Here is a 13,253-nt window from a genome sequence, read left to right as displayed (position 1 = left end):
ACGCCTCCTTTACCAATGACACTGCTGACGCAGCGGCGCGAGCGCGTCACCTAGCCCGGCGAGTTCAATACGCAACGTATGACCATCCGCCCCGTTCAGCACCAATTCTCGATGCCCAATCCAGCGCTTTAACGCATCAATCGCTGGCAGGCCTCGCCCTGATTCCAGCAGCAGCCCGCGGTTACGAATAAACCAGCTGTCTGACACCGTTACGCCATCAAGCTGTGACGTGACGGCCTCCCCTTTCCAGGGTTCACTGAGCGTTAAGCGCAAGTGCGTAATGTTGCTGGCACAGCTAATCACCAGCGTGTTGCCATCAGCCAGCACGCGGGTGAGCGTCATATCGCCACTGTCGGCTTCACGCCCCAGTTGAAAGGTGTTGCCAGCCATTGTTTTATCACCCTGCGGGGAGAGCGTACCGGTACGTTCCGCTTCCCGCCCCAACGCGTCATAGCAGGCCAGCCGAAGTTCTGGAGCCGTCTCATTACGGCACTGTTCCCATAACGACTGCCAGGCGGGATCGGGCGTCGCGGCAGTTGCCAACAGTAGGGGTGCCATCGTCAGAAACATCAATTTACCTCCAGCTTCTGGCATTTGTGGTCAAGAGTACGTTTGGGAATATTGAGGCTATCAGCCACCAGCAGGCGGTTCCCCTGAAACTGGCGCAGGCGTGCCTCAATGACAGCCGCTTCATACCGCTGTGTGGCAATACGCAAATCGTGGATGTGCTGGTAGCGATCCTGCTCTTCAGCCGTGCTACTCGTTAGCCGCTCGCGCAACTCGGGCGGCAATGACGCCAGAGACAGCGCCTCGCCGTCCGGCGTATGGGCGCAGGCAACCTCCAGCAGGTTACGCAGTTCCCGCACATTGCCGGGAAAGTCATACCCTACCAGTTGGCGCAGGAAAGCCCGATTTAATGGCCCAACGTGTTTTTGCTGTTTGTCTGCGAATTGATTGATGAAGTGCTCGCACAGCAGGCGAATATCATCCGGCCGCTCGCGCAGCGGCGCGACCTGCAATAAACACTGGCAAAGGCGGTGATAGAGATCCTGCCGAAACACGCCGTCAGACACGTGCTGCTCCAGCGGCTGATGCGTCGCGGCAATCAGGCGGAAATCGGAATGCACTTCTTTTTCCGCGCCCAAAGGACGGAAGCTGTGCGTCTCCAATACCCTTAACAGCTTGGCCTGCATGGACTGTGGCATATCGCCGACCTCATCCAGAAACAGGGTTCCGCCGTTAGCCTGCTCGACCAGACCAATCTTGTTGCTTTGTGCGCCGGAGAACGCGCCTTTCTGGTAGCCAAACAGCTCGCTTTCAATCAGGTTTTCCGGGATCGCGGCACAGTTGATGGCAATAAAAGGTTTGCTGGCACGCTCGGAGCACTGATGCAGCAAACGCGCCACCACATCTTTCCCTGACCCGGTTTCACCCTGAATCAGCACCGAAAGACGGTGTTTTGCCGCCTGATAAATCTGCTGGTGCAGCGCCTTAATCACGGTGGACTGCCCCACCAGCGTCGTTTCCACCCGTTTTTCCTGCTCGCGACGGCTTTGCCCTTCATCCTTAATCTGGCGGAGCGAATCTCTCAGCGCGACCTGCTCCCGACGGGTGTGCGCCAGTTCACGCAGCAGGATAAGCTGGCGACAAAACACCTGTGCCAGCCGTTCACACTCACCGCGCTGATGCAACGTTTGCAGGCGCGTCGGCGTATCCAGCAGCGCCAGCACCGCCAGCGGCTTACCGCTGTCTGACAGCAATGGCTGCGCATGAAGCCCGCAATTCGTTCCGACAGAGATCAGCATCTGCCGAAAATCACGGTGCTCAATGCGTGCGCCGCCATAAAGAGAATCCCAGGTACGCGCCTGATTCTTATGCAGCGCATAAGCCAGCGGGTGGCTAAAGTCATCCACCCCCAGGTTCAGCGCCACCGGCATGTCATGCACCCGCCCCTGGCAGGTCAGCTGCCTGCCGCTGACATCCACCATCCCCAGTAGCATCCCTTGAGGCTGCCAGGCAGCCTGCATGGTCTCCAGCAGCCAGTCGCACAGACCGGCCTCGTCATGCTGCCGGGTGAGTGCAAGCGCCAGTTCGAGGGCATGTTGCATACTCAGCCCTCCACCTCAGTCTGGAACTGGCCGGCGTCGACGCGGAAATGAATGCGGCTGACGGGTTCGCCCGCAGACAGGCGTTGCAGCAGCTGTAGCGAAACCGGCGGCAGCAAGGCACCATCAATCACCGATTCGAGCATACGCGCCCCATTTTCGCTGCGGTTCGCCAACCGCAGAATCTCTTCCGGCACCTCGTCTTCAATAATGACTTCTGCACCAAAGCGCTGTTGCAGCAGAGACACCAGACGCGACAGTTTGCCCTGTACAATCTCGACCATAGTGTCATGCGCCAGCGGCAGGTACGGAATGACTTCCATACGCGCCAACAGCGCAGGTTTAAAGAAGGCCGCCAGTTCGGGATAGAGCGCATCCAGCAACACATCCGACTGCTCGGCGTAATTCACGATCGTTTGGAACCCGAGGTTGGACGTCAGGAAGAACACCACGTTGCGACAGTCGATCACCCGGCCTTCGCCATCGGCGAGTTCACCTTTATCAAACGCCTGATAGAACAGGTTCAGGACATCAGGGTGCGCCTTCTCCACTTCATCCAGCAGTACCACAGAATACGGTTTCTGGCGGATGGCTTCGGTCAAGACGCCCCCCTCACCAAACCCGACATAGCCCGGCGGTGACCCGATCAGGCGTGAAACCGTGTGTTTCTCCTGATACTCGGACATATTGATGGTGGTCAGATAGTTACGTCCGCCAAACATCAGGTCGGCAATCTGCACCACGGTTTCCGTTTTACCCACGCCGCTCGGCCCCACCAGCAGGAACGCCCCCAGCGGACGCCCCGGACGACGCAGATCGGCGCGCGCGGTCAGCAGGTGTTTATGCAAGTGGGCAATCGCCAACTGCTGCCCTTTAATCGACTCGCCCAGGAATTCAGGCAGGCGCGTGACGACATCCATTTCACCCTGTGAGATGCGGTTCAGCGGCACGCCCGTCCACTCGGCAATGACCGCAGCAATCTGCGTTTTATCAACGTGAGGGGAGACCAGAACGGAGGAGTGTTGCAGCGCTTCCAGCGCCTGTTCACAGGCGGCCAGCTCCGCCGTCGCCGATGCTGCATCAAAATCGACAGCCTGCTCGTCATCCAGCAGCGCGGTACGCAGTTCAATCACGCGCTGAACCTGCGTTTTCTGCTGCTGCCAATCGGCTTCCAACTGCGCCAGCTGTGCCGCGCCGGCCTCACGGGCGTCACGCAGTTCGGCTAACCGCTCTTCGGTATTGCCCAAGCCGATACGCGCCTGACGCTCAAGCTGGGTGATTTCCATCTCCTGCTGGCGCAGGCGAGTCTGGAGCTGGCTGACCGCACGCGGTGGCGTCGTCAGGTTAATGGCGACGCGCGCGCTGGCGGTATCCAGCACGTCAATCGCCTTGTCCGGCAGTTGGCGACCGGAGATATAACGCGCCGACAGCTGTGCCGCCGCCTGAAGCGCATCCTCATCAATCAGGACGCCGTGCGCCTTTTCATAGATGCCGCGCAGCCCGCGTAAGATAACCGTGGCTTCTTCCGCGTTCGGCTCACCCACTTTGACGAGCTGGAAACGGCGGGAAAGCGCGGCGTCCTTCTCCACGTATTTTTTGTATTCGCTCCAGGTCGTTGCCGCGATCGTACGCAGTTCACCGCGCGCCAGCGCTGGCTTGAGCAGGTTGGAAACATCCAGCCCGCCAGCCTGATTACCGGCCCCGATGAGCGTATGCGCTTCATCGATAAACAGAATGATAGGGCGCGGCGCCTCTTTCACTTCCTGCATTACACCTTTGAAGCGTTTCTCAAATTCACCTTTCACCGAGGCGCCAGCCTGCATCGCTCCCAGATCGAGCGTGAGCAGTTCGACATCCCGCAATCTTTCCGGCACCGCGCCCGCAATGATGCGCAGCGCCAGCCCTTCGATCAGCGCACTTTTACCCACGCCCGCTTCCCCGACCACAATCGGGTTGTTTTTACGACGGCGAGAGAGAATGTCGATCATCAGATCGATTTCATGGTCACGGCACAACACCGGATCCAACTGTCCCTGTCGGGCAGATTCCGTTACGTTTTGGGTATAGCGGGACAACTGCGTGGTCGCCGCCACGGCTTGTTCGGCTGTAGCCGATTGCACCGCGACTTCCGTTTCAACCGAATCCTTCACCCACTCATCAAACTGCTGGCGTAAAAGCTCACGGTTGATCTGCGCCAGCGGACGAGATATCGCGCCTGCCACATAGCGATTTGGCGTCATCAGCAAGACCAGCAGCAAAATGCCGCTACGCAAACGCGTGTGTTGAAATTCCGCCGACGCCAGCAGCCAGCTATCCTGCAACCACTCCACCAGCAGAGGAGAGAATGAAGGGTAGCCCGCGTCAAATTCCTTATCCACGGAGGAAGGCAGAAGCAATGAAGACAGCTCATCCGCATCGACGCCCGCACGCTTGAGGATCTGGCGTACATCACACAGCGGCGTTTCCAGCATTTTCATCAACAGGTGCTCAATGCGAATTTCCGCACCCTGATGCTGAATACAGAGTGCCGCCGCTTCTTCCAGCATATGACGGCACACAGGGTTGAGTCGTTCAACCAGTGTCGGCAGTTCAATTCGAATCACGGTGTAGCTCCTGTTATTGTAATAATTCTCCCAGCTGACGCAGTACGTCCTGGGTTTGATGAGTTAGCTGGTAACGGTACAGGCCGAATGCGGCCACCAGAACCACACACACGCCAATGAACAGCGTGCGCAATGACACCTGTCTGCGCAGGTGATAGCGCGAGGCCTGTTGCCCGAGATTCAGGTGGAAGACGGTCGGAGAATCCGCAGGTTCAGGGCGCAGCGTGTCATGCAACTTGCTCACGACGCGATTGAGTTCCTCACGCCCCTGAGTCATCACCCGATAGCGCCCTTCAAAACCCAGGCAGAGGCAGAGGTAAATAAACTCCAGAATGTCGCGATAGCGTGCCGGGTCATCCAGTAGCTTCTCCAGCAGGACAAATACCTTTTCGCCGCCCCAGGTCTCATTGTGAAAACGGGTCAGCAGGGAATGGGCCGACCACATGCTCTGCCCACCCCATTCCCGCCCCATTACGGCTTCATCAATGAAGGTACAGAGGATGTAGCGGAACGACAGAATCACGCCGTTTTCGTAGCCATGAGAATGTAACTCCTGCTCAATAGCCTGAATTTCAGACACCACGCGCTGATAGAGATCCTCTACGCCCTCGTAGGCGGAGAGCTGGCGTACCCGCTCCACCATGCCCAATAGCGGCGTGACCGCATCAATCATCGGATTGATGCTTTGTCCGCGCAGGCGAAACCAGTAGTCGGAGTCCATATCCAGCTGTCGGGCATGATCAAAAAGCAGATCGCCCAGTTGATCGTTTTTAATAACCTCGATGCTCATCTCTTCCTCTCCTTACTACTGGCCGCGGATCGCCCAAAGCTGCATATCCAGCTCCGGGAATTCACCAGCAATGTGGAACGCCAACGTATTGCCGGACACCAGCATCTGCCAGGCGGGGCTTTGTCTATCCAGTTGGAAATAGCTGTAACCTGCGTGATAAGGCAGCTGGCGCGGTGCCACCGGCAGCGGCAGTAGCGGAATACCCGGTAGTTGCAGGCTGATCAGTTCACGGATCTTCTCGCTGGAGGCGATCTTCGTTTGTTGCAGCAGCTGTTTACGCAGGTGTTCCTGCGGCATGCGCGCGCGTACCGCCAGCACAAACTCGGCGCTGGTCATCAATTCTGCATCGCCGACCATTGCTACCATCACGCCATACGGCTGTTTCTTCAGTTGGATGGAAACAGCGCGCGGCGACAGCACGGTGCTCAGCGCCTGGCGCAGCGCCATCATCAGCGGCTCAAAGCTGGCCTGCTGGTGCTCGTGGCGGTAGGCAGGGAATTCCGGCGGCAGGCGCGATTCATCGGTGAACGTCATCAGTTCGCCGCACAGCTCAACCAGCGTTTCGTGCAGGCGTTCAGGGTGCAAGGTGCCCAGACGCGCCAGATGCGACAGTTTGGGCTGCGCGCGGTTAAGTAATTGCAGCATCATAAATTCAGCGACATCCGCGACGCCCTGCTGTCCCGGTGCGGCAATACGCTGCGCCAGACTGCGCGCACGCTCCGCCACCAGACCGGCGGACTCCCCCAAAAAGCGTTTTAAAGTGGGGATTGCCGTGACGCTGATGCTGCACGGCATGAAGTTAGGATCCAGAATCAAGCCGCCGTCAGGGCGTTTATCCAGAATGTTGGCAATCGCCAGCGAGGCATAAGCGCTGCGATCGTCACGATCGAGCATCAGGCGCAGGCTGACCTTACCGACCTCCAGAGAAACGATATCGCCGCCGTCGCTGTGCAGATCGCGCACGTCATGTCGATGCGACTGCAAGCGGCTGGCGATCCCCTGCCCCGGCTGACCGACTTCACTGACGCCATTCACCGCCAGCGGCAACGCCAGATACACTTTCTGGTTTGCCAGCGCCACATCGGTAATTTCCAGCGGCAGTGGCAGAGCGTCATCACCCGGAATATTGAACACGGTGCCGTCCGGCATCACCCCGCTGGCGTTCACCAGTGCGATACGGCCAAAATTGAGGTATTCCTCGTTAATCGCCAGCGACTGTAAGCCATAGAAATAATCACTGAGAGCGCTGAGACGCGCATGCAGTGCGTAATCGGTGTGTCTTTGCTGCTGTTGAAAATGTTGCGGTTTAATGAACAGGCCTTCCCGCCAGATAATGCGATTGCGACTCGACATAGTTATTCTTCTTCTTGGTCTTTTTTGATTTCGACTTCATCCCGGCGCAGGTGCACGAGGATCTGATACGTTTGCCCGGTATTTTTTAGCTTGATGACTTTGCGCCATTCCGAGCTTTCCGAATCCGCATAGCGCGCGATCACACCGAGGTAATGCACCTTTTCATCCAGCGCTTCAGGCGGCAGGTATTTGAACTGTCCCGGCAGCAGCGTGTAGTCCTGATGATTGATGTAATTCTTGGCTAACGCCTTTTCGATATCCGTCGTTACCTGATCGTAATCGGTGGCCAGCAGACGTGAATCTTCCGCCAGCAGAACCAGTTGGAATTCGATAGGCGCGGCTTCACCGCTGTCGTTCGGGTTAACGTCCGGCTCCGCCAACAGGCTGAAACCCACGGTAGAAGGCTGATGATTGTTGCTGCCAACCTGAATGTCAGGATTCGCCGCCACCTGCGCCATCTTGCCCAGCGTGGTGCACCCTGACAGCACGAACATCAGGGAACATAAGCACAATGCTCGCAGCATTATTTTTGCTCCTGCTGCTGACGCACGGCGCGGTCATACGCCTGCGCATACACCTGATGGAACAGTTTTTGGAAGCCCTGCTGGCGCGGCGACGTTAATTCGCGGTAGTAGTGCTGATACATCTGCCATGCCCAGCCGTCATCCGCCGCCAGAGGATCGCCGCTGCGGCGATAGTGTTCAAAGCGGTTGAGCAGCGCGGCAGGCGAGAAAGCCTGAAGAATATTTTCCAGCGCGACGGCAATCGCTTGCTGATTCGCGATGTGATGCACCCGCACATTGTTCAACACTTCTTCCACGGCGGCGGGCGCAGACAGGTGTACCGGACTTTTTCCTTCGGCAAACAGCACCGACAGCGTATCGGTATAGCCCAGCCCCAAACGCAGCGGGTTATCTTCAATCGGGCGTAAATGTGTGTCCGCCATCGCCGCCTGTTCCGTCTGCAATGCCAGCAGGCCTTCCACCATCGCACGCAGGCTTTTTCCCATCTCTTCCAGCATTTCACGTAACCGCGCATCATCGCCCGGCTGAAGCGACATCCCCAGCCCGCGCATCAGCGGTGCCAGCGAGGTGCCATCGCTGTAGCCCTCCAGCCCTTCTCCCGCGTACGGTGTGTTGATGGTCGGTAGTTCCACAAATTTCTGATCCATGGTGTCCTCACCAGAAGAAAAAGAAGAAAGAGAGGTCGTGAGCGATTCTCCGACCGTCTCACTGTCTGATGGCAATAGTGGCTGGCTCTGTTCTTTCTGTAGCGCCCACAGCGGGTCATTCAACGTGACCGAGGGATCCGCCAGATCCGTAGATCGCCCTTTTTTATCGTCACTCAGCCAGCCGCCCAGCACATCGTCGGTGCGCTGTCCTAATACCTGATCGATATCCTGTTCTGTGGTGGGATCGCCGATGTACACGCCCAGCCGGAAAGGCCCAATCACCAGTTCATCACCGTGCGACAAAATGACTTTGCGATCTCGCCCAATCGGCGACAGCGATCCGTTAATAAAAGACTGGCCGCTCAGATCGCACAGGCTGAAATAACCATCGGTCATGTCGATACGGGCATGTGCCGGGACCACGGCACCCAGCCGATCCCGCAGTTGCCACTGGTCTTTTTCCGACGCGCCCAGCGTGCCACCACGGTGATCGAACTGGTGCTGTACCTGAGAATTGATATCGAGCTGCTCACTGTTGAGCACAACCAACGTGAGTGGGTGGGTTACGTTCACATTTACTCCTGCACACAAATCGTCACATAGGGATCCGCGGGCGGCTGCCCGAGAAAGCTGCTCCATCCCAACCGGCTACTTTGTTCACTGCCCAGACTTAAGCCCTTGGCTTCGCCTTCCGCAAAGCCAAGACGCAGATCCCAGGCCAGCTGATCGCGAAGAATGAAAGAAACAAAACGCACCAGCGGCTGAAAATGCTCGCCGTTGGGCAAAAAGCTGAGGAAGCGGCTAAAACTGAGGTTGCCGACCTTGAGTAAAAACTTGCCGGCACAGTCACTCACTTTGTCGCCGATAACAAAGTCACCGCCCAGCATCATGTTGGCTTTGCCCAGACGGTTCTGCTGGCCTTCATGAATGGGGACGCGGCGGTGCTGCCAAGCCATAACAGCTACGTCATCCAGGTCAAAACAGTGAATAACCAACCCCGCGACCACTTCTGGCGAGCGACTAGGGCTTGCGAGCACCCCGGCGTAGGACAGCATCTTGGCGCGGTTAACTGGCAGGCTATCGCGTACGGCGTCATTCCCTAACCCCACGAGCGCAAACATCAGGCGGGAGAATCCATCCTCCCCATCATTCTGAAAACGCACGTGATAGCGGTATTTGCGCCATGCACGGTGCAGAAGCGTAAGTAAGCGGTGATGAAAAAAGTCGAGAAACACGCCCAGCTTCTGTTCGCCCTGTGCGTATTCCCAGGCTAGCTCTTCAAGGTAATAACCGGGCATCGGTGACTGGCTACCGTGCAGGCCAAGAAACGCGACCTCCAGTTCTTGACGCCCCTCGTCATCGCATTCCACCTGCAAGATATCGCCGGGGTGAAAACCAATGGAGGCGGTAGAGCGAAAGCGTAGGCGCTCCTGCTCCGGGCGGAAATCCAGCTCTTGTTCCAGATCCACGCCTTCCAGTTGGTTAAGCAGCTCCACCAGTTGGAAAAAATTAAAGCGTGAGACATCCTGACGGAACGTCACATCATTGAGTGTTGACCTATCTGTACCGGCCATCGGTAGCGCTCCTTGTTATCGATGTTGACCACTTCCAACAGGTGGAAAGCGTTGACGCTGGCGTATAGCGAGAAGAAGTGCGCCAGCACCGTACTGAACAGATAGAGTTCTCCTTCACTGGAAAACGCGGATTGCCGTACTGACAGAATGGATTTCAAGCCGCGAACCGGCATCCCCTGAACCAGACGATCGATAGGGGTGGTTTCGATAGATTCGATACCCGCCAGACGCTTACGCGAAGCCTGTTCCGCCTGCTTGTCGTGCAGCGCCGGGAAATCATAGGTACGCAGAATCTGTACCAGCGCATCGCGCCGCAGCAGCGACACATAGTTCAGAGACAGGTTGGAGATCAGCGTCCAGTGCAGGCTACCGTCCATCGCAGGCCGCAGCGGTCGCGTCGGCCGCACCAGATTGCGAAATGTCGCGAAAGACGGCGAGTTCCCGGTCGGCACGCAGATCGCTCCGACAGTTAACTGTGCCGCACGCGAGCGATTAGTGCAGGTCAAGGTGACCGAAATGGATTCATCCAAATCAATCACTTCCTGCTCATCACCACGGACAAAAGAGAGCATGTGATCAAAACCGTTGCCGTTCACCGCTTCTCTTACCCGAATGCGGTAATAAAGCGCCAGCCGTCCTTTAGCGCGCTCGATTTGGTGCTGAAAGCTCTCAAAAGGCTGATAGGTTCGTGGAATGCCGCGAGCACGCCCGGAATTCCCTTCCACCCAGCCTTCCACCTTATCCACAGAGAAGATTTCAAAGCTATCAGCGTTACGATAGCTGGCCTTCAGCGGGTAATCCGTCTGGCGACCGCTGAGGTTGATCGGCTCGCTATCATGCTGGAAGAGATTGATCGCCGGCACACAGTTGAGCATGAACGAATCAGGGCGAATCTTCAGTTCCGCCGGCAGCGGGCGATCGAAACAAAAATGCAGACGGAATTCCGTTACCGTCAGCGGGAGATCCGGCCATACCGCGCCCGCGAGTTGGAAAAAGAGGAAGCTTTCAGGAAAACAGAAGTATTCCTGCAAAATGCGATAGCCCGAGTAAACGTTGCCGGGGTACGGCAATAGCGCATCTTCGCGTTCAAAGCCGACCGTCTTCAGGACGCTGGCTTCCTGACGGAAGCGTTGACCATCAATTTCCAGCTCAATATGTGACAGCTGGCTGGCAATCCAGAAATAGAGTTCGTAGGCCGTATAGGTATCACCACCCAGATAAAAACGCAGCTTGTCGAGTTGCAAATCGCTGAGCGAGAGCGGGCCATGCAGCCCAATATCCAGCGTGATGGTGGAAAGATCGTTGCCGCTCTGTACCTTGATCTCGCGGATATCCGCCGGATAAATCCAGGCATCGTGACAGGTCTGAAAATGACAGACCACATCATCAATCGGCAGGCTATCAAGCTCACAACCGCGCGCAACAAACGCCGGTTGGGCAATTGCGCCGGGGAGTACCGAAAACTGCATAATCGTCATGCTCGGTACCGGGCGCAGGTAATTAGGCCACAGCATGCCCAGCAGACCGTGTGTCAGCTCCGGAAATTCATCCTCGATCTTCGCCCGCAGGCTCCCTGTCAAAAAGGCGAACCCTTCCAGCAGACGCTCGACGTCTGGATCCGTGGTCTGTTCTGACAAAAATCGGGTAAGCTCAGGGTGCGCCTTGGCGAATTCACGCCCTTGCAGGCGCAAGTAGGTCAGCTCATCCCTGAAAAAATGTTCCAGTGACATAATCAGATCATTCTGTAATGGCGGTGGCTATCCATGTGGATATTGAAAGAGGTGACCTGCTCCAGATCTTCCAATCTGACATGCGCGGTAACCTGAAACGACATCTCCATCGGATTCGATAAATAGTCCGATGCGTCGACATCCACATGAACAATTCGAGGTTCAAAGCGACAGATACACTGCCGGATCGCCTCCCGGATTTTCCCTCGAATGTCCGCCCCACCCTGCGTCGCGTCATTAAAATCAATCACGCCAAGCTCAGGTGCGCTGCGACAATTTCCGGGCCGGGTGTTGAGCACATTGTCCAGTTGACGCTTAACGGACTCGATCAGTGCTTCAACTTCCGTTTCTGGGGAGGAGCGGCGCTCCTCCCCACGGATACGATCAAACAGACTTGCCGCGTTTCCCCTTTCCCAGGCAGAAAGAGACGGCATAAGCCTTATTCCTTATCCAAACGCCCTACCAGCGACAGTTCAAAGTTTGCCCCCATGTACTTGAAGTGCGGGCGCACAGACATGGTGACCTGATACCAACCTGGTTCTCCTTCCACATCCAGCACTTTGATTTGTGCGGCACGCAGAGGACGACGGCTACGGACATCTGCCGGCGGGTTTTCCTGATCGGCGATGTACTGTTTAATCCAGGTATTCAGCTCACGTTCCAGATCCTGACGCTCTTTCCATGAGCCAATCTGTTCACGCTGTAGCACTTTGATGTAGTGCGCCAGACGGTTGATGATGAACATGTACGGCAGCTGCGTACCCAGCTTGTAGTTGGTTTCCGCTTCTTTGCCTTCTTTGGTGTTCGGGAACACCTTCGGCTTCTGCACCGAGTTAGCCGAGAAGAAAGCTGCGTTGTCGCTGTCTTTACGCATCGTCAGTGTGATAAAGCCCTCTTCGGCCATTTCATATTCGCGACGATCGGTGATCAGGACTTCAGTCGGGATCTTGGCCTGAAGTTGACCCATTGCTTCATAAACATGCACTGGCAGATCGGTAATCGCACCGCCGCTCTGCGGGCCAATGATGTTCGGACACCAGCGGTATTTCGCGAAGCTGTCCGTCAGCGCCGTTCCCATCAGGTAGGCGGTGTTGCCCCACAGGTAGTGTTCGTGATCGGTGCTGATATCTTCTTTGTAGTTAAAGCCCTTAATCGGGTTTTCTACCGGGTCGTAAGGCAAGCGAGCTAGGAAGCGCGGTGCCGTCAGGCCCAGATAGCGACCGTCTTCAGATTCACGCAGTGAACGCCATTTCGTGTAGGCAGGGCCTTCGAAAACGGATTTCAGATCTTTGATGGACGGTAAATCAGTGAAGCTGTCTACGCCAAAGAAGGTCGGCGCAACGGAAGAGATGAATGGTGCGTGCGCCATCGCGCCAACGGCGCTGACGTACTGCATCAGTTTGATGTCTGGTGAGCTTTGCGTCATCGCATAGTCACCGATCACGCCACCAATAGGCTGGCCGCCGAACTGGCCGTAACCGCTGGAGTACACATGTTTATAGAAGCCAGACTGTGAGATTTCAGGCGCGAACTCAAAATCCTCTAACAGCTCTTCTTTCGTCGCATGTAACACCAACAGTTTGATGTTTTCACGGAAATCAGTGCGATCGACAAGCAGTTTCAGCGAACGCCAGGAAGATTCCAGCTCCTGAAGTTCTTTAGCATGCAGAATAACGTCGATCTGCTTACTGAGCTTTTTGTCCAGTTCGACAATCATGCTATCGACCAGCGCTTTATTCACGGGTTCTGCTGCATTACCGCTATCAAGAATGTTAGCGACCAGTGCGGCAATCCCCTGTTTAGCAACGCTGTAGCCTTCATCGACCGGGGTGATACGCGCTTGAGCCATGATGTCATCAAGCAGCGATCCGGAGGCGCTGGCAGCCCCTGCCTGGGCCTGTTCTTCAACTATTGACATATTCGTTTC

General features: G+C 56.5%; 11 protein-coding genes. All 11 read right to left on the bottom strand.

Annotated elements, in window-relative coordinates; translation table 11 throughout:
- Positions 1 to 9: 9 nt before the first annotated feature.
- The 11 genes from vasI to tssC are packed head-to-tail and all read right to left on the bottom strand — an operon-like array spanning position 10 to position 13,244.
- On the bottom strand, positions 10 to 570 hold the full coding sequence (vasI, locus tag I2D83_RS05545; protein WP_180779064.1) for a type VI secretion system-associated protein VasI: 561 nt from the start codon (positions 568 to 570) through the stop codon (positions 10 to 12).
- Positions 570 to 2,108 carry a sigma-54 interaction domain-containing protein gene (locus tag I2D83_RS05540; RefSeq protein ID WP_180779063.1) on the bottom strand — a complete coding sequence of 513 codons (1,539 nt, stop codon included), beginning with the start codon at positions 2,106 to 2,108 and terminating at the stop codon, positions 570 to 572. Before I2D83_RS05540 ends, vasI begins: the two co-directional genes overlap by 1 nt.
- A gap of 2 nt (positions 2,109 to 2,110) precedes the next feature.
- Positions 2,111 to 4,708: a type VI secretion system ATPase TssH gene (gene tssH, locus I2D83_RS05535; protein WP_181848405.1), complete on the bottom strand. Its 2,598-nt coding sequence runs from the start codon at positions 4,706 to 4,708 to the stop codon at positions 2,111 to 2,113.
- A 13-nt stretch (positions 4,709 to 4,721) separates the two neighbouring features.
- Positions 4,722 to 5,498, bottom strand: coding sequence for a type IVB secretion system protein IcmH/DotU (gene icmH / locus I2D83_RS05530; protein WP_015841402.1), 777 nt, complete (start codon positions 5,496 to 5,498; stop codon positions 4,722 to 4,724).
- 15 nt (positions 5,499 to 5,513) lie between these two features.
- Positions 5,514 to 6,851, bottom strand: a complete 1,338-nt coding sequence (gene tssK, locus I2D83_RS05525) for a type VI secretion system baseplate subunit TssK (protein ID WP_015841403.1) — start codon at positions 6,849 to 6,851, stop codon at positions 5,514 to 5,516.
- 2 nt (positions 6,852 to 6,853) lie between these two features.
- The gene (gene tssJ, locus I2D83_RS05520) at positions 6,854 to 7,375 is read right to left on the bottom strand and encodes a type VI secretion system lipoprotein TssJ (protein ID WP_015841404.1); all 522 of its coding nucleotides are present in this window, start codon (positions 7,373 to 7,375) and stop codon (positions 6,854 to 6,856) included.
- A complete protein-coding gene (tagH, locus tag I2D83_RS05515; RefSeq protein ID WP_180779060.1) occupies positions 7,375 to 8,595 on the bottom strand; it encodes a type VI secretion system-associated FHA domain protein TagH in 1,221 nt (406 codons plus the stop codon). The genes tssJ and tagH overlap by 1 nt, the downstream gene beginning before the upstream one ends.
- Before the next feature lie 2 nt (positions 8,596 to 8,597).
- Entirely contained in the window at positions 8,598 to 9,596 is a 999-nt protein-coding gene (gene tssG, locus I2D83_RS05510) for a type VI secretion system baseplate subunit TssG (RefSeq protein WP_015841406.1), read from the bottom strand.
- Complete coding sequence (gene tssF / locus I2D83_RS05505; protein ID WP_205947687.1) at positions 9,560 to 11,326, bottom strand: type VI secretion system baseplate subunit TssF; 1,767 nt, start codon at positions 11,324 to 11,326, stop codon at positions 9,560 to 9,562. Before tssF ends, tssG begins: the two co-directional genes overlap by 37 nt.
- Positions 11,327 to 11,328: 2 nt before the next feature.
- The gene (gene tssE / locus I2D83_RS05500; RefSeq protein ID WP_015841408.1) at positions 11,329 to 11,760 is read right to left on the bottom strand and encodes a type VI secretion system baseplate subunit TssE; all 432 of its coding nucleotides are present in this window, start codon (positions 11,758 to 11,760) and stop codon (positions 11,329 to 11,331) included.
- 5 nt (positions 11,761 to 11,765) lie between these two features.
- Positions 11,766 to 13,244 (bottom strand): type VI secretion system contractile sheath large subunit, encoded by a 1,479-nt coding sequence (gene tssC / locus I2D83_RS05495; RefSeq protein ID WP_015841409.1) that lies wholly within the window; start codon positions 13,242 to 13,244, stop codon positions 11,766 to 11,768.
- Positions 13,245 to 13,253: the final 9 nt, after the last annotated feature.

It is taken from the genome of Pectobacterium aroidearum, assembly GCF_015689195.1.
Classification (GTDB): domain Bacteria; phylum Pseudomonadota; class Gammaproteobacteria; order Enterobacterales; family Enterobacteriaceae; genus Pectobacterium; species Pectobacterium aroidearum.
This window is presented reverse-complemented; position numbering and strand designations above follow the sequence as displayed.